Raw genomic sequence first — 24,089 nt, forward strand, 5'->3', positions numbered from 1 at the left:
ACTTTAAAGAAAATCATACATAATAAAAATACCAATCTCTAAATGATGACAATGTTTTTATATATTAGTGACAAATATTTTAAAAGAATCAAAAGAATAATTAAACATTTCAATAAATACTTAAACTTATCATAGTTAATTTAATCTTATAAATGATGTTTTCACAATCCTTTTGCCATAGAATGTTCACTGAAACTTAGTTCAAAGGAGTGAAATTATGAACAAAGAAGTTAAATCAAGAAAGATTTTGCATAAGGTTAAAAAGAATTGGGTTGTTATTGGAATGACCTCAGTTGCCTTATTAGGTGCAAGCTATGTTGCATCACAATCTTCAACTTTAGCTCCAACTGGAATTACTGCGCATGCTGATGAAACTGCTACTCAAAGTACAGATTCATCATCTGCAAGTACAACCAGTTCAGCTGCGGACAACAATAGCTCATCAGCTTCACAAAGCAATGCCTCAAACCAATCAAGTCAAGCAAGCAGTTCAACATCACAACAAAGTAATGAATCATCACAATCAAATAGTAGTGATAACCAAACTAGTAGTAACGATTCAAATAAATCAGGTGATTATACTGCCCCTCAAAGTGCAGTAACTGCAAGCATTACTAATTTAGGATCACAAACAACAGACGTTAAGAAAAATGCATCAATTAACTACAATATTGCATTAAATAATGACGATAATTTGGGTAGAGTAATTCCTAAGGGTACACAAATTAAGATTAATGTTAACCCTCAATCTCCACTTAATATGAGTGATGTTTTTGCTTACTCTGTTTATTCAAAATATTCCAGCCAAAATAACTTTGATGAAAGTGTTTCTGGAAACACAATTACTTTAACTACTAAGAAAGATTTTTATCCTGGAACAGTTAATATGAACCTTTCATTGGTTGTTAAGGGACCTCGTTATAACTGGAATGGTGATACTGAAGAACATGAAACCAACCCTGACCCAGTAAACGTAACATTATCATCTACATTGCAATTACCTGGTGGAAGTGAAAAAACTGTAAATATTGATGCAAATCAAATTTCTGTTTTGCCAAATACTAAGTCTGAAGATGAAAAGGTTACTTACAATAACACTGATACACCAGGATTCGTTCAACCTAATATTACAAAGAACTATCCTGATAATGTAAAGGATTATCCTAGAAGCAACTCAGACCGTAACTATGTTAATACTTCTAACGGTTATGCTAATTATGCTCCAGCATACTCTAATGCAGAAGGTAAGCCATACTTCGTAGCTGTGGCAGAATTTAATAAGGGTAACATTCCTGGTTTCTCTGGTTCACGTCTTTCATTTACTAGTGGAAGTGACTTTGACTTAAATAGTCTAAGATTATACGCATCCACAGATAGTTATTCGTATAAAGATATTTCAAACGAACCGGGAGTATCATTTGGAGTTGATTCTAATGGTGCAGTATATGCAGATTTTTCAAAATCAGCATATACCAAGGATTTCGTTGATTTTGTAGCTTACAGACCATATTCAGACTTATCTTCTACTTACTTTGTAAGGGGTTATGGTAGCTTCTATAAAGAGGGTACTGAAGGAGAACAAAGTCTACCAATCGGTGATTTGAACTACAAAATTGTTCCTGTAAAGAATGATATCGGTAGCTCATGGGTAGTTGCTCCTAATAAGACTGTTTATACTCAACCAGATGGAACTTACGCATACAATACTAACAATTTAAAAGATGACGTTAATGTGTTCAAGACCGTTGATGGTGAACCTGCTGGATATGAAAAAGTGAATGATGCTGTTGTTAATATTAATAACGATAGCAATATTAATGATGGTCAAACGATTAATGTTGATCAAAACTCTTCCAGAGTAATTCAATTATCATACACATCTGAAAATGCTCACACTGCCAATGCAACGTTAACTGTTGTAAACCCATATGTATCCGTTCCAAGTCAAAATGTTACTAGAAACGTTACTGTAAATTATGTAGACGTAAACACTAAGAAGGTTCTACACACAGATAGTTCTTCAGTCCAATTTACAGCCACTGGTGTTCGTGATACTAGAGATAACTCTATTATTTGGGGAGCATGGACACCATCAAATGGCACAGGTCAATACGACTTTAAAGTTCCAAGTATTGATGGATATGTTCCTGAAGACAGTTCTGATGTTAAAGGATCATTGAATCCTTTGGGTGAAGACGTTGTTAGAACCGTTTATATGGATCCAACTGAACAAGTTAGTGAAAGTAAAACAATTACTGTACATGTGATTCCTACTGATAAAAGTCAACAAATTACTGAAACAAATAGTACTGGTTCTTATACTGGTCCAAAACCTATGTATGACAAAGGAGTCTCAGAATCATATACGTTCACTCGTACAAATATCAAGAACACTAAGACAGGTGCTATTGTTCAATACGGTGCATACACACCTGCTACTAAAGTGTTCACAATTAAAGCGCCTGAGCTAGAAGACTACCATTTAGTAAATGCTAAAAATGCTGTCAGAAATAGAACAGTTGACCCAACAAAAGATGGTAACGACGTTTACTTGCTTGTTCCATATGAACCAGATGCAACGACTACAGTTCAAAGAAATGTTGTCGATACGTTGGTTATTGACCATATCGATGTCAGTACTAAGCAAAAAATTGCTCCTGATTATGAAAGGGATTATACATTCGTACAGACAGGAACTAAGAATGAAAGAACTGGGGTAATTAAGTGGAATGATAGTTACAGTCCTGATTCTTATTCTTACTCAGTGGAAAGTCCTAAGATAGACGGATACGAATTAACAGATCCAAACCAACTATATGTAACAGGAACTATCGATGGTGCTTATGATTTTACTGGTACTACCGTTGGATACACGAAGGTTGCAACTCCAAGTTCAAGTGCTGCTCAAAGTAGTAGTGCAGAACCAAGTTCAAGTGCTGCTTCAAGTAGCAGTGCTGAATCAAATTCAAGTGCCGCTCAAAGTAGTAGTGCAGAACCAAGTTCAAGTGCCACTCAAAGTAGCAGTGCAGAAAGTTCAGCACAAAGCAGTAGTGCAGAAAGCTCAGCACAAAGCAGTAGTGCAGAAAGTTCAGCACAAAGCAGCAGTGCAGAAAGTTCAGCACAAAGTAGTAGTGCAGAAAGCTCAGCACAAAGCAGTAGTGCGGAAAGTTCAGCACAAAGCAGCAGTTCTGTACCTCAAAGCTCTAGCGTGCCATCAAGTCATGGTAACAACGGTGGAAAACCAGCTACTTCTGATAAACATGAGAAGACAATTACTCCTCAACATGAAAATAATTCAACTAAATCAAATGCTAATCATGAACGTTTGCCACAAACTGGTGATCAAACACATGAAAACATTCTAGTAGCAATTGGTGCTGCTTTAATTGCAATGGCAGTTGGATTGTTCATGGTAGCAATGAGAAGAAAACGTAAATAATAGCTTAAAATAAAAAGGTCCGCTTAGGCGGGCTTTTTTTGTTAAAAAAACATTAAAAATCTTTATAAAAACTTAAATAAAATCCTACTGATATTATTTCATTATTATCTTAGACTGACTGTATAGATAATATAAAGGGGGAGATTTTATGAGTAGAGAAGTAAAAGAAAAGAAGATTTTACATAAGGTGAAGAAAAACTGGGTTGTAATTGGTATGTCCACAGTTGCCCTATTAGGAACAGGTTACGTTGTTTCTCAAGATAACAATATTACACCAGCAGCTGTTGTTGCACATGCTGACGAACAAAACAGCTCATATCAAGCTGATCCTAATAATGTATCTGCTACGGTTACTAATGTTGATGCATCTACCCAAAATGTAACAGCTGGTAAATCTGTTAACTATGAAGTTTCTTTAAATAATAATGACAATTTAGGAAGAGTAATTCCTAAGGGAACTAAGATTACGTTTACCGTAAATCCACAATCAGGAAAAAATTTCAGTGATTTATTCTCATCAATTAGCACTTATACAAAGTATGGAAATGCTAATGTTTTTGATGTTTCTACCAATGACAATGTGGTAACGTTAACTACAAACACTGATTTATATCCAAGTGATAGTAAAATTAACGTTTCATTACTAGTTAAAGAGGGCCCACAAGACGCTCCTGATAGTACCTATAATGCAACCGTAAGTGCATCAATGAACTATGCAGGGGAAAATTCAAATATTTCTGTTTCAAATGGTAATATTTCGGTTCTTCAAAAGAAAAAGAGTGATGTTAGACCTGTTGATAGTCAAGCTGGACAAATGGGAGCCCGTCCCTTAAACATACCTGACAACAGTAAGCCTGACACACCATCTAACTGGAACACTTATCCAGATGATGTATCTGATTATCCACTAAGTAACACTTATAAAAACCTTGTTCAATATAGTGGAGATACAGCGAACGCTGGATACGCTCCAATAGTAGCCAATAAAGATGGAAAACCATACTTTGTTGTTGTAGCAGAATTGAATCCAAATTCCAAAGGTAATACCGTGCATGGTATAGCAATTACTTTACTAAATAGAAATGCAGATAAGTCAAGCTTCGACACAAATAATTTTAGATTATATGCAATCGTGGATGGTAAATACAAAGATATTACCAATGAACCAGGTGTTTACTTAAAATCTGAATATGGAAATCCAATGTTTGATTATTCTGCATCTAAATATACGGATAACACAGTTGATTTTGTAGCATATCTTACTTATAGCGACTTATCAATTAACTATGGTGTGGATGGATACTTGAAGTATACAGTGGGTGATGACCCAACTATTAACAATGTACCACCAATGCATGCCAATGTTTCAATTGTTCCAGCTAGTGATAATGTTGGAAAATCATGGATTATTTCTCCAGATACCACCGTTTACACTGACAAAGATGGTAACTATACTTATAATTCTGGATCATTAACTAACGGTGTAAATGTATTTCAGGCAATTGATGGTACTCCAGCCAAATATGTTCATGTTGACAATCCCAAACTAAATGTTTCTAACGATGAAGGTGTCAACGATGGCCAAACTATCAACGTTGCTCAACAATCAACAAAGGATATTAACTTAACTTACAGTGCTGATGGTGCTGTTAACAGTAGTGCTAAGTTACACGTTATCAATCCATATGTTTCAATTCCAGACCAACAAGTTACTAGAAATGTAAAGGTTAACTACATTGATTCAGTTACTGGAAATGTTCTAAGAACAGATACTGGTTCATCTGTCTTTAAGGCAAGTGGCCTTAAAGACACAAGAAATAACGAAGTGACATGGGGTAACTGGTCAAACGTAAGTGGAGATGGTACTTATAACTTCACTGTTCCAACTATCGATGGATATGTACCAGAAGACAACAGTAACGTTACCGGTCAACTTTATCCACTAGGAAATGATGTAACTAGAACTGTTTACATGGATCCAACTGAACAAGTAACAAGCACTAACACAGTCAAAGTTACTGCTGTTCCAAAAGATAAAACTAAGCAGGTCACTATTCCAGGAACAAATGGGCAGAGTACTGAATCAGCTCCAATTGATGGATATCAACAAACTAAGTATGTTACATTTACTAGAACTGGCACTAAGAACAAAAAGACTGGTAATGTCATCACATGGGGTAACTTCACTCCAGATAGTCAAAATGTTTCATTTACAGCTCCAAATATTCCAGGTTACTACCTAATAAGTAATGGTCAAAAAGATTATAAGATTCTTGCTCCAACAGAGGATAAACCGAGAGAAATTATTTTCTCATTCTTGTACAAACCAATGTCAGATGTAACCAGAACCACTAAGGGTAATGTTTCAATTAACTACATCGATGAAGATACTAAGCAAGCAATTCATGATCCATACACTAAGGACTTTGAATTCACCCAAGCAGGTAAGAAAAATGATCAAAATGGTGAAGTAACCTGGGATGGAAATGGTTATACACCAGCCAGCCAATCTTACTCTGTAGCCAGTCCTCAAATTGATGGATACGAATTAGTAAATTCATCTCAATCTACTGTTTCTGGAACACTTAATGGTGGAGGTTCTGATGTAGTAGATACAGTTTCATATAAGAAGATTGCCACATCAAGCTCAAGTGATACAAATCACTCTGCTGCTTCAAGTGGAGAATCCCAAGAAAGTAGTTCTGCCAGTTCATCAGCACAAAGTAGTAGTGCAGAAAGCTCAGCACAAAGCAGTAGTGCAGAAAGCTCAGCACAAAGCAGCAGTGCAGAAAGTTCAGCACAAAGCAGTAGTGCAGAAAGCTCAGCACAAAGCAGCAGTGCAGAAAGTTCAGCACAAAGCAGTAGTGCAGAAAGCTCAGCTTCAAGCCATGTAGTTGTTCCAAGTACTTCATCATCTAGTCATGGTAACAACGACGGTAATCCAGCTATTGATAAGAACGACACTTCAGTATCAACCGCTGCTAACAAAGATACAAAACGTTTACCACAAACTGGTGATCAAACACATGAAAATGCTCTTGTTGCTATTGGTACTGCACTAATTGCAATGGCATTAGGGTTGGTATTCTTCGCATCAAGAAGAAGACGCAAATAATAGTAAAAAGACTCCGCTAAGCGGAGTCTTTTTTATTGCATTAGACTTTTAGGAAAATAAAAAAACACTCATTATTGAGTGTTTTTTGTTTCTATATTAAGACTAATCGTTCTTAGTAGTAATGTCTGAACCAAAGTACTTCATTGAAAGCTTCTTCATAGTACCATCTTTACGTAGTTCAGCTAATGCTTGGTTGATCTTCTTAGTTAATGCTTTTGAGTTTTTGTTAAGCATAATTGAAGTTTCAGCAGGTGCTTGTAGTTTTGTTGGAACATCAATTTCTTTTAGCCCCTTAGTTGAGTTGTGCTTAGCAAAGTATTTCCAAGCTGGAACAGAGTTAACAGTACCATCTGCACGTCCTTGTTGAATTAATTGGTAACCAGTTGAGTTATCAGGAGTTGATGATACGTTAGCACCAAATTTCTTAGCAACAACTGCATTATCAGTACCGGCACCATCAACAATGTTCATACCCTTAATGTCTTTAATGCTCATCATCTTACTATCACTCTTAGTGATCAATGTGTAGTATGAGTAAGCATATGGTTCAGAGAATGAGTATAACTTTTCTCTTTGAGGAGTAACAGTCATGTTGTTCATAACAGCATCGTATCTGTTACTGCCAAGACCAGCGATTAAGCTATCCCATTTAGTTTGAACGAAGTTAACTTTTAGTCCTAATTTTTTAGCAACATCTTTAGCTAAGTCTACTTCGAATCCTTTTAGTTGACCATCTTGTCTGTATGAGTAAGGTGCATATGTACCTTCTAGACCGATGGTTAATTTACCACTGTTAGTTAGTTCTGATTTGTAGTTTTTTGAACTTGAACTGTTACCACATGATGCCAAGATAGCACCAGTACCAAATACGGCTAAAGTAACAGCTAGAGACTTGAATAATTTGTTGAATTTCATAATATTAATCCCCTTAAATATTTTGTAGAGTCATTGCTGCAAGAAAATCTTTGATTCTTTGATCATCTGATTCAAAGAAGTCTTTTGTATCACCATCGAAACCAACTTTACCATCTTCGATGAAGACAATCTTGTCGGCAACACGTTGAGCAAAAGTAAGATTATGAGTAACAATAACTAATGATTGTTTTTCTTTGGCTAAATCTAATAACACTTTTAGAACTTCTAGTTCAATTTCAGGATCCAAGGCGCTGGTTGGTTCATCTAATAGGATGTATTCGGGATGCATTGCTAATGATCTCGCAATTGCAACACGTTGAGCTTGTCCACCTGATAGTTGACTTGGATATGCGTCCGCTTTATCTAGCATTCCAACTTTATCTAATAGTTGTTCAGCAATTTCCTTAGCTTCTTCCTTGCTCTTGTTTAGAACTTGTACTTGTCCTTCCATAACGTTCTTTAGAACGGTTAGGTGAGGAAATAGGTTAAAACTTTGAAATACCATACTAGTTTTACGACGAATGTTTAGTATTGTTTTAGAACTTAGTTTCTTGGAGAAATCAATACTTTCATCATTAAAGTCATATTCACCAGTTTCTGGTGTTTCTAACAGATTTAAAGATCTAAGAAGAGTAGATTTACCGGAACCAGATGGTCCGACAATTACAGAAGTTTTGTTCTTAGGAAATTGAAGGGAGATGTTATCTAATGCATGTTGTTTACCAAATGTTTTAGATACGTTTTTTAAGTTAATCATTAACGTACTCCTTTCTAGTTACTTACAGAATAACGAGAAACTCGTTTTTCTAGGTAGCTTTGTAAGATAGTAAGAACACTACAGATGACTGCGTAAATAGCAGCTACCAGAATGTACATGATTAATGGTTGATAGTTTTCAGCAGCAATTTGTTGGCTGACCTCAAACATTTCAACGATAGTAATTGAAGCAGCTAGTGAAGTATCTTTAACCAAACCAATGAATTCATTGGATAAAGGTGGTAATGAAACACGACTAGCTTGTGGCAAGATAATTCTCCATAGTACCTTTCGTTTGGTCATACCTAGTGAGTAGGCTGCTTCCCATTGACCGTCTGGAATTGAAAGGATGGCACCACGGATGGTTTCAGAAGCATAAGCACCAGTATTTAATGAGAAAGTGATAATACCAGCAACTACTGGTGTTAATCTAATCCCATCTGGTAGGATTCCCGCAATTCTTAGGTATGGAAGACCAAAGAATACGATGAATAATTGAACCAATAAAGGTGTACTTCTGAATAGCCATACGTAGAAGTAAAAGAATGCTTTTACAATGTTGAATAGGCCACCACGATGTGAGATTTTAACTAACGCGGTAATAACTGCAATAGTTAAACCAATAATAAATGATACGATTGCAATTGGAATCGTGTAAGCAATACATGCCGAGACCAATTGAGGAGTCGCATCACGAATGATATCCCATGCGCTCATATCTCTTCTCCTTTATTTTTAACTATAATTATGGAAATACGTAATTTAATCCAATCACCATTTTACACTATTTGCATTTAGTTACAAATAATTAGTACACGAATTAATCTAAAATAGTTATGTTTTTGTGTATTTTATAAAACATACATTATTTAATGACTATTTTTGTGGAATTGGAGTGATTAATTTGTTATTAGGTAAAGTGATACCAGCATCTTTAATTGCTTCCAAATATAATTGAAGGAACTTAAATTGAACATTGAATTTTTCGGTGTCAGTACATGGAATCCATTCCTTTACGGCAATTGTTCCATCACCTAAGTCAACAGTACCTAATAATTGTGGTTCATCAATAATTCCCTTAGTGTTAGGGATGTTTTTATCATTCACATCTTTTACGATGTCGATGATTTGTTGAATTGGGCTGTCAGGGTTAACACGAATGTTAATTTCAGCCTTTAGACGATCCTTAGACATGTTACAGATATTTGTGATGTATCTGTTGGGTACGAAATTAAGAGAATCATCGACACCACGAATTTGTGTAGAACGAAGACCGATTTCTGAAACGGTTCCGGTAATTGTGTCTAACACAACGAAATCACCAACATCAATTTGGTGTTCAAATAAGATGAAGAAACCAGTAATGATGTCATTGGCTAATCCCTGAGCACCTAAACCTAAAGCAACTGTAACAAGACCAGCACCAGCTAGAAGAGATCCAACCGGAATACCAATGATGCTTAAAATAGAATATAACCAAAAGAAAATAAGAATGTAGTTGTAGGTGTTAGATGAGATTGACTTTAATGTTTCCTCACGTTTAGGACCAATCTTTTTTTGTTTTTGTAAATATCTACCAAATAGACGGTTAATGATAATCTGACCAATCAATTTTATAACTATGAAGAAAATTGAAATTAAAAGAATATCAATGATGGCAAATGTAAGGTTATGAAGCATATCACTCCATTTAAAACTATCCACATATTGCTTTAATATACTTGGATTTTTGGCAGCTAAAATAAACATAATGGTGACTTCCTTTCGTATTTATATATGATAGTAAAAAACGCCCCAAAAATGGGCGTTGAAACTCTATTTTGAAATGTCAGCAATTACCTTATTGTTTGGCAACTTAATACCAGCTGCGGTAATAGCTTCAAGGTAAAGTTGTAAGAATTTGAATTGAACATCAAATCTTGCTTCATCGGTAGTAGGAATAAATTCCTTAACGGCAATAGTACCATCACCCATATCAACAGTACCTAAAATATCTGGTTCATCAATGATACCTTCAGTTTGAGGGATGTATTTAGCATTAACTTCCTTCATGACGTTAATTACTTGAGTAATTGGGGTATCAGGATTAACTCTAATATCGATATCTGCCTTCATACGTTCCTTAGACATGTTGCAGATATTAGTGATTAATCTGTTAGGGATGTAGTTTAATGAATCATTGTTACCTCTGATTTTAGTAGTTCTGAGGCCAATTTCAGAAACAGTACCAGTTACTTCACCGATGGTAACGTAGTCTCCAATGCTAATTTGTTTTTCAAATAGAATGAAGAAACCATTGATGATATCACTAGCAAGACCTTGTGCACCTAAACCAATGGCAACTGAGAATAGGCCGGCACCAGCAAGGAGTGTTCCAATTGGCACTCCAATAAAAGTTAACACAGAATAAATCCAGAAAAATACTAGAATATACATGTAAGAGTTAACGGATAATGAGTGTAGTGTTTTCAATCTATTTGCTGGAATACCACGCTCTCTTTTGGCATAGTTCTTAAATAGATGATTGATCACGCGTTTACCAATGCTTTTAAGAATTAGGAAAAAGATTGAAATTAAAACGATATCAATAACAATATTTGTTAAGTTATGTAAAATTTCGTCCCAATTAAAGCTTTGAAAATATCTTGCTATGAAACTAGGGTTAGTAGCAACCTTTAGCATACATTTCACTCCTTAAAAAAGTATCACATATAATATCCTACCATCTGCATTAATTAGATGATAGCGAAACAAATCAACTTAATAAAATGTTAACTTATTGCGGCTTATAACGGTGATAGAATAAAATTAATGAAACTTTTATCCATATCATATGTTGCAATTCCGATGATTAGGGATATAAATAAGAACCAGATATTAATGCCAAATTTTTGATGTAATGAAATTTTACGGATAATAATATAGATAAATGTTATAAACGAAACAGCTGCAATTAGGAAAATAATAAAGCCACTAATTAGGCCAAACTTGTACATGTTATAGCATCTCTTTTCAATATATTTAATAAACTAATAATAACACTAATGTTGCATAGATTAACTAGTAGAAACTTTATGGGGGGAAAATAGATTTTGAAATACGAAAAAAAGCGCGAACTTACTAGAAATAAAATTGTTAATGCTTTTATTGAAGTATCGAGGAAAAAGGGAGTTGAAGGTGTCACTGTTAGCGACATTATTAAAAAAGCACAGATTAATAGGAGTACATTTTATCGACACTATACTGATAAGATTGACCTGGAAGAACAGATTGAAGATCAAATTATTGGGGAGATAAAGGCTGCTAATTCTGATTTAAAAGAAACTGATAACAAAGATATCGACTCTGCTACCAAAAAATTTATTTACAGATTTTTAACTGTTATCGAAAATAATCAACCAGTTTTGGAAGTCATGATTAGTGAGAATGGCGATATTCGATTCCCGATTAAGATGTTGAAGTTTTTTTCGGAAATGGTAGTTTCTACCACTAATGTTTTCGCTCATGATATGAGCAGTAAAGATAAAAAACTCTTTTCGGCTTTTAATGCATCAACAGCGTTAGGAATAATTGTTTTTTGGATTCACCATTTTGATGAGTATGATAAAGACTATGTGTATAACTTTTTAATGACAAGAGAATACTAAAAAACACGCTATGAATTTCATAGCGTGTTTTTTATATAGGGGATTACTAGCTATTCAGCACTTAAACTTTCAATTGGATCTAGTTTAGCACCCTTGTTAGAAGGTAGGATAGAAGCTAGTAAATTGATGATTATTGCAACAACAATTCCGAAGATGGCATTGCCAAGAGAAATTTGAATAATTGAGTAATCAATCATACCGTGAACAGCTGAGTTAATACCGAATTGAAGTAGGTAAGAAATAATGACAGCTGAAACAGATGAAAATACACCTAGGAATAATGATTGACTAACGAATAACATTCTAATGTTACCCTTGGTAGCACCTAGTGCGCGTAAAATACCAATTTCCTTGGTTCTTTCAGCAACACTAATGTATAAAACAACAATAATCATGATTGCTGATACCAATAATGAAATACCTGCAATTGCTGCCAATACGTATACGGCAAGGTTAATGTAAGTGTTTAGAGTTGAAACAATTGCTCCGGCACCTTGGATACTGTAAGCTTTTTTACCATTTACTTCAATGGCCTTGATTCTGTTTTGAACGGGATCAACGTTACCTACACCACCCTTAATATTTACATTTAAGAAGTTTGGTTTAATTTGGATTCCGTTGTCAGATAAAGCTTCTTTGACAGTGTCATAGTTAATGATAGTAAGTGGACTTTGTGAATCAATAATCCCTGAGACTTTTAGCTTTTTAGTCACTGGGAATGGAGTTCCGTCCTTCATAGCATTGAATGAAACTTGAATTTCTTTACCGACTAAGGAATTAGGATTGTTCTTGTTTAGTGACTTTGCAGCGGTAGTGTTAATTAATATTTCTCCATCTTTAGGTGCGGAACCGTGTTTGATGTTAGATTCGTTGATGGTAGCTAAACTAGTCGTCATGTATGAAGATTGAGCGGTTTTGTTACCAGATTTCATTTGAATTCCGGTTGAAGCGTAAGCTTTTTGGACAGACTTAACACCTTTAATAGCTTCTAGTCTCTTAACGTCAGTATCTTTAAATGGTGAGTGATCATTTGTGTTTTTATGTGAAACCTGAATGCTGTTGGGATTAACTTGAGAGTAAATTTCGTGGTTAATGTATCCTCTAACACCATTACCAAGACCTAGCATGAATACAACTGAGAAAATACCAATTAATCCACCAAATATGATTAAGAAGTTTCGTTTGGAGTTGTATTTGATATTATCCCATGTCATTTTAACGATTGACTTTAAGGATAGTGATTTGGATTCAAGAGATGGTTCATCACTTTCTGCGTATTTATCACGAAGAGTTCTATCTTCATCAATTCGACCGTCAGTCATGTGGACGATACGAGTACCGTAGTCAGCAACTTTTTGAGAGTGGGTAACAGTTAGTACTAGCTTTCCTTCTTTTGCAATGTTATCCAAAATTTGTAGAATTTCGGTGGTGTTTTCTGGATCCAATGCACCAGTTGGTTCATCAGCGATTAACATTTCTGGGTCTCCAGCTAATGCACGGGCAATAGAAACACGTTGTTTTTGACCACCTGATAATTGATTAGGGTATTTATTGATGTGATCACTTAGTCCTACTTTAGCAAGTAGTTCCTTGGCACGAGCAACCTGTTCTTTTTTAGAAAGAGTAGTCATTTCAAGTGGGACCAACACGTTATCCAAAATTGTTAAATGACTAATTAGATTGAAACTTTGGAAAATAAAGCCAATAGTTTTACGACGATATTCGTCTAGTTGTTTATCAGTGTCGTGTTTTAATGAGCTACCATTTAATAAAACGTCACCTTCATATTTACTATCTAATCCACCGATGATGTTCATTAAGGTAGATTTACCACCACCAGATTCACCAAGAATTGATACCATTTCACCTTTCTCAAATGATAAATTAATTCCTTTTAAGACTTTAAATTCATCTTTTCCTAGGTAGTATGATTTTTGAATGTTTTTTAATTCTAAGAATGACATTATTTTCACTCCTTATTTTTAATTAATTTGTACAGATTATTATATGCGGGATTTTTTTTAAAACAATCATCAAAATAAAAGAAAGTGTTGCATTTTGAGTTAAAAATTATAAAAATGTCATATTTTGTAATATAACTATATCATTCTTGCAACATTTGACGTCTATAATTTGCACCAAAGATTCATTAATAGAAACGGGAGTGAGTTATATTGATTAAGTTGAAATTTAAATCAATATTGATGACAATGGTCGCTTCTCTTGCTTTAACAACGGGGATTGGAGCAATTGAAAGCTATAACACACATGCCAACGCAAGTAGTCGAACTGTCTATGACTTGTCTGAATGGCAGGGGCGTTTGACTAATAAAGAGGCAAAAAATTTAAGTAAAGAGGTTCCATTTGCTATTCTTAGGGTTCAATATGGATCAAGCTATAGTGATAGGACTTTTAAACATAATAAAGCTCTATTAGATAAGTATAATGTTCCATATGGAGTATATTCATTTAGTAGATATAATTCTTCAGCTTCTGCTGCAAGAGAAGCTCGTGACTTATACCACAGAGCACCTAATGCAAAGTTTTATGTCAATGACTTTGAAGTTGCTTCAATTAGTCGTAGCCGTTCAAATGCTGCCACTGCTAAATGGGTAAATACTTTACGACCACTAGTTGGATCAAGAAAAATTCTATTTTATTCATACCTAATTTTTATGAAGACTTATGCTTCACAAGCACTAAGTAAATATGATGGGTATTGGTTAGCGTCTTACACTAAGAACGAACCATCAATTGCTCATGTACTATGGCAATACACAGATCGCCATTATTCTTCTGCGCTACATAAGAAAGTGGATGCAAGTAAACTACGTGAGCAAAAATCGTGGTTCTTGGGAACTGTTTCTAATCAAGTAACTAACAACGATGTTAGTAAAGGACAAAAAGTTGGTAATAGGAATGGAAATACAGAAATAAAGCCAACTGCTGTTTCCAAGAAAAAGACAGCTAAAGTTATTTCTTTGGCAGCTAAGAAATCTAGTTCCAAGAAGATTAAGCACCACAAGAAAAAACATGCAAAAAAGTCAGTAAAAAAACACCATAAGAAAAAACATGTTAAGAAAGTGCATCATAAGAAAAAGCATCACAAAAAGAAACATGTTAAGAAGATTCATCACAAGAAAAAAACATCATAAGAAAACAAGATCATAAAAAACGATAGTCTGTGGACTATCGTTTTTTATTTTTAATCAAATAAAAAAACCTAGTCAAATGGCTAAGTCTTCTTATTATGTGGAATTATAGATAATTATGAATAAAAATATGGAAAAGCAATTTGCTTTATTAGTTAACATTGGGATAAAGCTAACTTGGGATTTCTCCCAACTGCTCCGGCTGGACTCGAACCAGCAACCATCGCATTAACAGTGCGCTATTCTACCATTGAACCACGGAGCAAAAATGAGGTGAAAAATTATCTTTTTGATGAGTAGGATTCCACTCAACTGCTCTAACTGGACTCGAACCAGTAACCTTCGCATTAACAGTGCGCCGTTCTACCATTGAACCATAGAGCAAGAATCTGTAATTGAATAAAAATCTAAGTTTTTTGATGAGTAGCATCCTACCCAACTGCTCTAACTGGACTCGAACCAGTAACCTTCGCATTAACAGTGCGCCGTTCTACCATTGAACCATAGAGCAAGAATGAAATATGTGCTTGGAAATTAATCCAACTACTCAATAGAGTAAAAATGTGTTTGTATGTGATATAAAATGAGAGAAAAATGTGAAATTTTAATTCATTAAAAATATCAAATAACAACGATAATTTTTAACCGAAGCATCTTGAAAACTCAATAAAGACGTCAATCTAAATTTTTGCTTATGTAGTTATCATATCTCTGTCGTTGTTAATAATAATACATCATTATTATAAAAATGCAACTGTTTTTTCATTAAAAATTAATGAAAATAAAAAGCCACCCATAAAACGTTGATATTACAACGCTTTTTATTGGTGACCATTTTATTATTCTAACATTTGATCTAATTCTTTAACAAAAATAGGAGTCCAACCATAACGATATCCTGCACAGGTTGGATGTGTATCATCTAGCATGAAAGAAGGGTTCTCTTCATTCATTTTCTTTAATGCTTTGTTATTCCAAATATCGATGATTGCGAAATGCCATTTTCTTTGTAATTCAAATAGTTTTTCACGTAAAAATTCGTATTCTGGTTCTGGCTTTCTTAAACAGGTGTAAAAGACCAATGGACAGTCCCAAGTATCCTGAACAGTGGCTGTTATGTACTCGATTGCACCGATGGTAGTTTGAGTATCAAAATCTTCAGCATCATACGATTTGCTGATTCTTCCCATCTCAACACCGTTTCTTTGATCATTAGTAGATAGTTGGCAAGCAAACAAGTCGTAATGAGAATCAAAATTTAGATTCTTCTTCATTCTACTAATGTATGATTTATCATTAACATCGGCTAAGGTGGTTCCGCTAACTGCTTCCTTGATTGCGTGAACTCCATGTTCTACTCTCAAGAAATCAACAAATGAAATTCCCTTGGCGGCAAGTCCAGCTGTTACCGATGATCCAAGGAATACTATTTTCTTGCCGTTTAGGTTGTCATCTACAAAGAAATCCCTAGATGGTTGATAGATATCGCTGTTAGCTCTTCTAATATCAATACTTTTCTTTGATAACTTTACAAGCGCAGCGCCAGCTGCAGTGAATAATGCAGTTTTAATCAACCCATATTTCATTGTAATTAACTCCTCATAGTTTTTATTATTGTTTTTAATTTTACTAGCATTTTATGGCCATCACAATTACATATAGGGAAACTTAAGCAATATTTAAACATTTGTACAGAAACTTTGTGATGAAAATATCATTTATTTCAAGAACTAATCGATTTTTTAGATGATATTATTAGACAAAAGATTAAAATAAAAGTGTTTTAAAGCGATTTTGACTATTAATATGACTATTTTTTAATTTTTTACAAAAAATTATTCATATTTTTTTACTTTTTTGTTAAATATTGCTTGCTATATAATCGCACAAAAGGTAAAATTACCTTTGTAAATCAAATGTGATATTTATCACAAAGTAATGTTATATAAATATTAATTAAAAATTATTAGGAGGCCACACACTAATGAAAGTTATCGTAGTTGGTTCTTCACACGGTGGATATGAAGCCGTTCGTGGAATGCTTTTAGAAAACCCTGATGCAGAAATTCAATGGTATGAAAGAGGAGATTTCATTTCCTTCCTATCATGTGGTATGGAATTATACTTAGAAGGTACTGTAAAGGATGTAAATACAGTATCTTATGAAACTGTTGAAAACGCTGAAAAAGATGGTGTACATGTATTTGTACAACAAGAAATCGCAAGTATTGATGAAAAGAATAAATCAGTTCATGTTAAGAACTTAGCTGATGGTTCAGAACGTGATGAAAGCTACGATAAGCTAATTTTAGCTATTGGTGCTACTCCTCGCCGACTAGATGTTCCTGGTAAGGACCTAGAAAACCTATACGCAATGCGTGGTCGTGACTGGGCTATCAAACTGAAGCAAAAAATGGTAGATCCTGATTTAAAACATGTTTTTGTAATTGGTTCAGGTTACATTGGAATCGAAGCTGCTGAAGCTTTTGCTAAGGCAGGTAAGGAAGTTACTATCGTAGATCACAATCCTCGTCTATTAGGTAACTATCTAGATTCAGAATTTACTGAAAAATTAACTCAAGAATTTAAGGAAAACGGTGTTAACTTTGTCGGTAGCGTTAACGTTGCTGAATTTGTCGGAAAAGACGGTAAGGTTTCAGCTGTTAAGACTGATCAAGGTACTTTTGATGCCGAATTAGTTGTTGAAACTGCCGGTGTTATTCCAAATACTTCATTAGTAAAAGGACTATTAGACTTAGATGAACGTGGCCGTATTAAGATTGATGAACACCAAGAAACTAGTGTTAAAGATATTTACGCTGTTGGTGATGCAACTAAGGTTCCATATGCACCAACTGGCGAATTATCATCAATCGCTTTAGCATCAAATGCCCGTCGTCAAGGACGTACTGCTGCTGCTAACGCTGCTGGAAGAGAATTAAAAATGACTGCTGTTTCAGGTTCATCAGCACTTTCAGTATTTAACTACCACTTCGCTTCAACTGGTGTTAAGCAAGATACTCAAGAAAAGTGCGGTGTTACTGGTGCAGAATCAGTACTAATCGAAGATTGGGCAGTTCCTCCATTTGTTTCACAAGAAGCAGGAAATGCTAAGGTTTACTTCAAGATTACATTTGATCCAACTGATGGTCGTATCTTGGGTGGCCAAATCATGTCAACTAGAGATGTTACTGCAAACATCAACACCATTTCATTTGCAATTCAACAACATGCAACTGTTTATGATTTAGCTTACGCTGACTTCTTCTTCCAACCTGGATTTGATCGTCCTTGGAACATCATGAATGAAGCTGCACAAGCTGCTGTAAGAAATATTAACAAGTAAGAATAAAAAGGACACTGAAATTTTTCAGTGTTTTTTTTTATGCTAATTAGTTGACACCGTGTCACTATAAAAGTAAGATATTCAAAAATGACACAATGTCACCATAAAAAAGGAGTAGTTACAAATGCCTACACAAACTTTTTTAAATTTAAATGAAGACAAACAAAACCAAATTTTTACTGCATTGATTAACGAATTCTCAAATCATCGTTTAATGGATGCACAAGTAGCGAGAATTATTAAAGATTGTTCAATCGCGCGCGGTTCTTTCTACAAGTACTTCGATGATATTAATGATAGTTATCAATACGCTTTAAAGAGGGTTTTAAGAGAGATTCATTTTGATGTATTCGCACAGTTGAAGGCAGAACCAACTGATTCACTTCATGCTTTTTATGTGGCAACTGAGTCTTTTATCAATGAATTGGAAAATTCTGATTACGAACAGTTTTATCGTAAATACGTCCTATTTAACCAATACGAATTAAAGCACGTCGAATATGATTACAATAATCTACCTGATGACAAACTAATTTTGATGGTTAACGGTCAAAAGATTTCTGATAGAAAAACAATTGTTTTGACATACAAGTGGGCGAGTCGAGCAGCTCATCAAACCATTCGAACTGTATTGAACGGTGGCGACGATAAACAAGCGCTATCAGATTTTTCTGATTTGTTAAAACTAATTAATAAGGGTTTAGTTAACTAGGAGGGACCATCGTGTTTTTATCACTTCGCGAAATTAAGAAGAGCAAATTTAGATACAGTCTAATTTGTTTAGTAATCGTGATGATTGCATACTTGATTTTTATTTTAACCGCATTAGCTAACGGCCTAAGCGAAGCTAATCGTCAAGCAATCGATTCATGGAATGCTGAAAAAATTGTTTTAAATTCTGATGCCAATGGTTCATTGGATCAATCTACCATTACTGCACAACAAGCCAAAAAGGCCAGTGCGGACAAGCGCGCCGACATCACTCAAATGAGTGCCAACGTGCAAACTGTTTCTGAAGGTAACAAGGTGGGCTCACAAGTAATTGGTTTGAATAAGAATCAATTCATCTACCGTGACTTAAAAATCGTCAATGGTCACAAGTTGACCAAGGATAATGAAGTCGTAGTCGACCAAAGTCTATTAGAAACAGACGGCTATCACTTGGGTGAAAAGGTGAAGTTCAGCAGAAACGGTCACGTCTTTAAGATTGTCGGAACCGTTAAGAACAATCAATTGAATGTGGCACCTGTAATTTATGCTACTAACGATGCCGTGCAAACCGAAAAATTTGGTACTGACGTGAACCATACCATTAGTGCCATGATTTATCGAAGCGACGTCAAAAAGGCGGTTGCTGGAACTCAAATCATGAACATCGAAGACTTCATCCAAGATATTCCTGGATACAATGCCCAAAACAGCACCTTTGAATTCATGATTGCGTTTCTACTATTAATTACCTTAGTGGTAATCTCAATCTTCTTATACGTCTTAACCATGCAAAAGATTCCATACTTTGCCGTATTAAAGGTTCAAGGGGTATCAAACGGATATCTAGCCATGAACGTGGTTTCGAACGCGTTAATCCTAGCGATTGTAGGAGTGGCAGTCAGTGGATTATTAACTTTCTTAACTGCCATTTCAATGCCGGCAGCAGTACCAATGACCTTCGATATAACATTGATGGGTGCGGTTGCTGTGATGATAATTGTGATGTCGATTATTGGTGGGTTAATTCCAATGCGCACCGTCGCAAAGATTGATCCAGCCAAAGCAATGGGAGGTTCATAATGAGAAAAATTGAATTAACTAACGTCAATAAAGTTTTTGGCGACAAGATGGCCGCCACTACTGCTCTTGAAGATATCAATTTCTCCGCCGACTCAGGTGAAGTGATTGCCATTACCGGACCTTCTGGTTCAGGGAAGAGTACCTTCATGAAGATTTTGGGTGGCATTCTTTCTGCCACATCCGGAGATATTAATATCGACGGTAGTGACTACGGCAATATGAGTAAAAAAGAACAAAGTAAGTTTAGATTGGAACACATCGGTTTCATTCTTCAAGCCTACAATCTATTGCCTTACCTAAAGGTATCTGATCAATTCAGACTAGCCGATAAGGTGAAGAAGAGTGCAAACATTGACACAGAAACATTCTCAAAGTGGGCTCAAGCACTAAAAATTGATGACCTAATGAACAACTATCCCGATGAATTATCTGGTGGACAACAACAACGTGTCGCAATTTTGCGTGCGCTATACACCAATCCAGATATCATCTTGGCAGATGAACCAACCGCTGCCCTGGATGGAAACATGGCCGTTAAGTCGATGCAAATGCTACAAGACTTAGCACACCGCGAAAACAAGACGGTCATCATCATTACCCATGATGATAGACTATTGAAGTATGTAGATAAGAACTATCGCATCGTCGATGGTAAGGGTCAATTTATTGATGTAAATAATGCAGAACTAGTATAAAAAAGCAGCTAAGAAATATTCTTAGCTGCTTTTTTTTTTATTTTTGATGTTTCTTTTCAACGTGGTTAGTGATGTCGCTGTAGAAACGTTGTTCTAGTTTGGAAGAACCAGAACTCTTGAATGCTTGCCAACTACCGACTAAATCGATACTAAACAAGCTAATCTTGTCTTCGATTAAGAATTCTTTTTCAAGGGTTTGCTTTAAGTCTTTCACAATTTCCTTGGTACGATCTAGAACTTCGAATTCCTTTTCGTTGATGAATGATGATTCGAATTCCTTTTGGTACTTGTTCAAGAAGTTACTCATCACTTCTTGTAATTCTTCGTCATATTTGGGAATGAATTTGCGCTTACCATCTTCGAACTTGTGGTAACCGTCATCCACTAGAAATGATAATTTAAACCATTCAGTGTATCCATCTCTGGAATCCTTGTAACTTAAGTCAGGATCGTTAAATTCGTTAAACATTTCATTTACTAGTGCAATTGCCATAATGGTTCAAACTCCTTCGTCCAAATATATTTTCTAACTATATTATATACTAATATTTTCTGTTTTTTACTTCAAATTATTTAGTTTTTTGGATTGCTTGAATTTCTTTGTATTGGTTTTGCATCCATGAAATGTAGTTAGGTTCATTACTTGGCTTAGTTTCAGTCACGTAGACGATTGGTAGGTTGTTTTCCTTAGCTAGCTTTACTAGGTTGTTAACGGTCTTGCTGTTAACTTGCTTGTTGACAACGAAGAATGAAAGCTTGTGGTTCTTGATGTCTTCTTGAAGTGAACGAATTGATTTTGGACTTGGATCGTTGTCCTTTTCAGTTGCTTCTTCAAATGAAGTGTCAGATACCTTGTAACCCATGTTTGCTAGTGAGTAATCGAAAACGGGTTCTGAAACTGCGACTGGCTTGCTCATCTTGTTCTTCTTGATGTCTTCAAGTTGAGTGTTTAAAACCTTTAGTTTTGCAATGTATGCCTTAGCGTTAGCTTCGAATTGTTTCTTGTGTTTTGGTTGTAGTTTTGAGAACTTGTCAGCTAGGGTGTTAGCTAGTTTTTCCATTGTGGCAACGTTGTACCAGATGTGTGGATTGTCACCAGTCTTTTTACCCATTAGGCTACCGACGTTGATTGAATCAACATCGTTGTTGCTGCTGGCTAGTTTTTTTGCCCATGAATCGTAACCTAGACCGTTGTAAATCACTAGGTTAGCCTTATAAACGTTTTTGGCATCTGAACTAGAAGGGTTGAAATCATGTGGATCAATATTTGGGTTGTTGATGATTGATGTTACCTTACCGTATTTACCTAATACGTTCTTAGCTACTTCACCGTAGAAGTTGACTGAAGAAGTAACGTTGATGCTTTTCTTGGGGTCGTTTGCCTTGGTAGAAGAACAACCAGCAAGAACGACTAAGAACATGCTGATAAAAGCAATTAGACCGACTACTTTAAATTTTTTCATTGTTTGCCTCCAAATAAAAATATACCAAATTATGTTATATAACAAATATAGTTATATATCTAAATTTGGCATATGTCAAGAATGATGTTTTTTAATCATTAATATGGGTTTTCAAAGTTCCTAATAGTTGAGAAACGTGGTTATCGCTTAATTGATAGATTCTTTCCTGGCCATCCTTTTCACTGTAGACTAGGTTAGCATCCGCTAATATCTTCAAATGACGAGAGATGTTTGGTTGGGAAGTTTCAAAGTAATTCATTAAGTTGGACACATTACTTTGATTGTTGGCTTCTAAATAATACAAAATCTTAATTCGAAGTGAATTATCCAAAGCTTTGGTAATCATATGTAGTTTTTTGTCGTTTATGATCATAATTTCCTCCGCGAGTTGTGATATTTAAATTATAACGTTAAATGGCATAAAAACAAAACGACATCACGCAATTATTGCTTTTTTAGTCGATTAATTTTGGCCCCGATTTTTTCCTTACGATCGTCGGATACGCGATACATGACTTGTGCATATCCTATGATGATAATAAGCAGTGATAAAAGGATGAAGACTGGAATTGATAGGTGCCATCTAAAGGCATCGAATAGCGTCTTAATTGAAACAATCGAGTCTAGCATGCAGGCAAATGAGATGTAGGCCCATGCAGTTGATTGGTTGGAAACGTTGTAAAATGCCCTGAATTTTTTGATGTCTGTATCTGATTTCGCGTTTAACAAAATCTTTTTTAAACGGTTGCGTTCCAGCATGATTTTGAGCGGTGGAATCATCCATAGACCGGCTCTCATCGGATGATATTTTTTCGCAGAGTGTTCTGCTTTATGTAGCTCGTTAATTTGGCCGGACATGTCTAAAACGCCTTGAAATAGGCAAAAGACAAACATTATGTAACTGGCTGAGAAACTGATAATTGCGTAAATCATGGCACACCTCTTATCTTTGGATAAGTTTATTGTAACATTTAAATAAACTTTGGTTGCAAAATAAAAAAATAGCATTATTATTGATTAGGGAAAAGAAAAATGAGGGGGGCTTTCAAATGAAAACTGTAATTTATGGTCATCGTGGTGTACCAGATTTATACCCAGAAAATTCGCTACAAGGATTTCGTTATGCACTGCATAATCATATTGAAGGGTTAGAATTTGATGTTCATTTAACCAAGGACAACGTCCCCGTCGTGATTCATGATGAACGAATTGATCGCACAACTGATGGTAGAGGATATGTAAAGGATTATACATATGAAGAATTATCACGTTTTTCATTGTCTAATTACGAACCAATTCCAAAGCTACAGGAGGTCTTAGAATTAGTCGAAGGCAGAGACGTTTACGTTAATTTAGAATTCAAGACCAATAAGATTCACTACAAAAACATTGAAGAAATCGTTATTAAAATGGTGGATGAATACGAATTACTTCACCCAATCATTTACTCGTCTTTTAACTTGTCATCAATTAAGATTGCCCAAACCATTACCCATGATGCTAAATTTGCATTCTTGACCGGTAATCGTATCGACAATCCAAAGGAATTCATGGCTACTAATAACCTAGATGCATTACACCTTCGTTTTTACCAACCAGATATTGAAGACGTTGAACGCATCTGGACCGTTAACGGCAATCTTCGATTACGTTTTATTATGAAACGTAACGTCGCAGGTGTGTTCACCAATAATTTTGAACGAGCGATTAAGATTAGAAACGAAGTCGAAAGAAAAAAAGGTAACAAAAAAGACAAATAAGTGTTAGAAT

20 protein-coding genes and 3 tRNA genes are annotated in these 24,089 nt (G+C 35.2%); 9 read left to right on the forward strand and 14 right to left on the reverse strand.

Features of this window, described 5'->3' with window-relative positions; all coding sequences use genetic code 11:
- Window positions 1-217: 217 nt before the first annotated feature.
- Both OEZ61_RS03150 and OEZ61_RS03155 read left to right on the forward strand, forming a co-directional pair.
- On the forward strand, window positions 218-3,439 hold the full coding sequence (locus OEZ61_RS03150) for an LPXTG cell wall anchor domain-containing protein (protein WP_290046905.1): 3,222 nt from the start codon (window positions 218-220) through the stop codon (window positions 3,437-3,439).
- A gap of 148 nt (window positions 3,440-3,587) precedes the next feature.
- Window positions 3,588-6,554 (forward strand): LPXTG cell wall anchor domain-containing protein, encoded by a 2,967-nt coding sequence (locus tag OEZ61_RS03155; RefSeq protein WP_290046906.1) that lies wholly within the window; start codon window positions 3,588-3,590, stop codon window positions 6,552-6,554.
- A gap of 102 nt (window positions 6,555-6,656) precedes the next feature.
- On the opposite strand, the gene OEZ61_RS03160 is transcribed toward OEZ61_RS03155, so the two are convergent.
- From OEZ61_RS03160 to OEZ61_RS03180, 5 genes are all read right to left on the reverse strand, one after another.
- Entirely contained in the window at window positions 6,657-7,469 is an 813-nt protein-coding gene (locus tag OEZ61_RS03160; protein ID WP_053795922.1) for a transporter substrate-binding domain-containing protein, read from the reverse strand.
- A gap of 13 nt (window positions 7,470-7,482) precedes the next feature.
- Window positions 7,483-8,226, reverse strand: coding sequence for an amino acid ABC transporter ATP-binding protein (locus tag OEZ61_RS03165; RefSeq protein WP_054450817.1), 744 nt, complete (start codon window positions 8,224-8,226; stop codon window positions 7,483-7,485).
- 14 nt (window positions 8,227-8,240) lie between these two features.
- A complete protein-coding gene (locus OEZ61_RS03170; protein WP_034531334.1) occupies window positions 8,241-8,942 on the reverse strand; it encodes an amino acid ABC transporter permease in 702 nt (233 codons plus the stop codon).
- A gap of 159 nt (window positions 8,943-9,101) precedes the next feature.
- Window positions 9,102-9,974 (reverse strand): mechanosensitive ion channel family protein, encoded by an 873-nt coding sequence (locus OEZ61_RS03175; protein WP_140999833.1) that lies wholly within the window; start codon window positions 9,972-9,974, stop codon window positions 9,102-9,104.
- 66 nt (window positions 9,975-10,040) lie between these two features.
- A complete protein-coding gene (locus OEZ61_RS03180) occupies window positions 10,041-10,907 on the reverse strand; it encodes a mechanosensitive ion channel family protein (protein ID WP_140967745.1) in 867 nt (288 codons plus the stop codon).
- Between the two features lie 410 nt (window positions 10,908-11,317).
- On the opposite strand from OEZ61_RS03180, the gene OEZ61_RS03185 reads away from it, so the two are divergent.
- Entirely contained in the window at window positions 11,318-11,872 is a 555-nt protein-coding gene (locus OEZ61_RS03185; RefSeq protein ID WP_140999832.1) for a TetR/AcrR family transcriptional regulator, read from the forward strand.
- A gap of 50 nt (window positions 11,873-11,922) precedes the next feature.
- Here the strand turns inward: OEZ61_RS03185 and OEZ61_RS03190 are convergent, their stop codons facing one another.
- Window positions 11,923-13,836 carry an ABC transporter ATP-binding protein/permease gene (locus tag OEZ61_RS03190; protein WP_140999831.1) on the reverse strand — a complete coding sequence of 638 codons (1,914 nt, stop codon included), beginning with the start codon at window positions 13,834-13,836 and terminating at the stop codon, window positions 11,923-11,925.
- A 210-nt stretch (window positions 13,837-14,046) separates the two neighbouring features.
- On the opposite strand from OEZ61_RS03190, the gene OEZ61_RS03195 reads away from it, so the two are divergent.
- Window positions 14,047-15,027: a GH25 family lysozyme gene (locus OEZ61_RS03195; RefSeq protein WP_290046908.1), complete on the forward strand. Its 981-nt coding sequence runs from the start codon at window positions 14,047-14,049 to the stop codon at window positions 15,025-15,027.
- A gap of 190 nt (window positions 15,028-15,217) precedes the next feature.
- On the opposite strand, the gene OEZ61_RS03200 is transcribed toward OEZ61_RS03195, so the two are convergent.
- From OEZ61_RS03200 to OEZ61_RS03215, 4 genes are all read right to left on the reverse strand, one after another.
- Window positions 15,218-15,289, reverse strand: a tRNA-Asn gene (locus OEZ61_RS03200).
- Window positions 15,290-15,336: 47 nt separating this feature from the next.
- Window positions 15,337-15,408, reverse strand: a tRNA-Asn gene (locus OEZ61_RS03205).
- A gap of 55 nt (window positions 15,409-15,463) precedes the next feature.
- Window positions 15,464-15,535: transfer RNA gene (locus OEZ61_RS03210), tRNA-Asn, on the reverse strand.
- A 328-nt stretch (window positions 15,536-15,863) separates the two neighbouring features.
- The gene (locus tag OEZ61_RS03215; protein ID WP_290046909.1) at window positions 15,864-16,610 is read right to left on the reverse strand and encodes an SGNH/GDSL hydrolase family protein; all 747 of its coding nucleotides are present in this window, start codon (window positions 16,608-16,610) and stop codon (window positions 15,864-15,866) included.
- 398 nt (window positions 16,611-17,008) lie between these two features.
- Here OEZ61_RS03215 and OEZ61_RS03220 point away from each other — a divergent pair, with 398 nt between their 5' ends.
- From OEZ61_RS03220 to OEZ61_RS03235, 4 genes are all read left to right on the forward strand, one after another.
- The gene (locus OEZ61_RS03220) at window positions 17,009-18,370 is read left to right on the forward strand and encodes an FAD-dependent oxidoreductase (protein WP_290046910.1); all 1,362 of its coding nucleotides are present in this window, start codon (window positions 17,009-17,011) and stop codon (window positions 18,368-18,370) included.
- 124 nt (window positions 18,371-18,494) lie between these two features.
- Window positions 18,495-19,082: a TetR/AcrR family transcriptional regulator gene (locus OEZ61_RS03225; RefSeq protein WP_290046911.1), complete on the forward strand. Its 588-nt coding sequence runs from the start codon at window positions 18,495-18,497 to the stop codon at window positions 19,080-19,082.
- 11 nt (window positions 19,083-19,093) lie between these two features.
- Window positions 19,094-20,161, forward strand: coding sequence for an ABC transporter permease (locus OEZ61_RS03230; RefSeq protein ID WP_290046913.1), 1,068 nt, complete (start codon window positions 19,094-19,096; stop codon window positions 20,159-20,161).
- Complete coding sequence (locus tag OEZ61_RS03235) at window positions 20,161-20,856, forward strand: ABC transporter ATP-binding protein (RefSeq protein WP_290046914.1); 696 nt, start codon at window positions 20,161-20,163, stop codon at window positions 20,854-20,856. Before OEZ61_RS03230 ends, OEZ61_RS03235 begins: the two co-directional genes overlap by 1 nt.
- A gap of 37 nt (window positions 20,857-20,893) precedes the next feature.
- On the opposite strand, the gene OEZ61_RS03240 is transcribed toward OEZ61_RS03235, so the two are convergent.
- From OEZ61_RS03240 to OEZ61_RS03255, 4 genes are all read right to left on the reverse strand, one after another.
- Window positions 20,894-21,349 carry a hypothetical protein gene (locus OEZ61_RS03240; protein WP_034534941.1) on the reverse strand — a complete coding sequence of 152 codons (456 nt, stop codon included), beginning with the start codon at window positions 21,347-21,349 and terminating at the stop codon, window positions 20,894-20,896.
- Window positions 21,350-21,425: 76 nt separating this feature from the next.
- Window positions 21,426-22,319 (reverse strand): zinc ABC transporter substrate-binding protein, encoded by an 894-nt coding sequence (locus tag OEZ61_RS03245; RefSeq protein WP_034534942.1) that lies wholly within the window; start codon window positions 22,317-22,319, stop codon window positions 21,426-21,428.
- Between the two features lie 91 nt (window positions 22,320-22,410).
- Window positions 22,411-22,665: a metalloregulator ArsR/SmtB family transcription factor gene (locus tag OEZ61_RS03250; RefSeq protein ID WP_225351450.1), complete on the reverse strand. Its 255-nt coding sequence runs from the start codon at window positions 22,663-22,665 to the stop codon at window positions 22,411-22,413.
- Between the two features lie 98 nt (window positions 22,666-22,763).
- The gene (locus OEZ61_RS03255; RefSeq protein WP_034531354.1) at window positions 22,764-23,252 is read right to left on the reverse strand and encodes a hypothetical protein; all 489 of its coding nucleotides are present in this window, start codon (window positions 23,250-23,252) and stop codon (window positions 22,764-22,766) included.
- A gap of 116 nt (window positions 23,253-23,368) precedes the next feature.
- On the opposite strand from OEZ61_RS03255, the gene OEZ61_RS03260 reads away from it, so the two are divergent.
- The gene (locus OEZ61_RS03260; RefSeq protein ID WP_053797021.1) at window positions 23,369-24,079 is read left to right on the forward strand and encodes a glycerophosphodiester phosphodiesterase family protein; all 711 of its coding nucleotides are present in this window, start codon (window positions 23,369-23,371) and stop codon (window positions 24,077-24,079) included.
- The last annotated feature ends 10 nt before the right edge of the window (window positions 24,080-24,089 follow it).

It is taken from the genome of Apilactobacillus sp. EABW-1NA (assembly GCF_030398685.1).
GTDB classification, from domain to species: Bacteria; Bacillota; Bacilli; order Lactobacillales; family Lactobacillaceae; genus Apilactobacillus; species Apilactobacillus waqarii.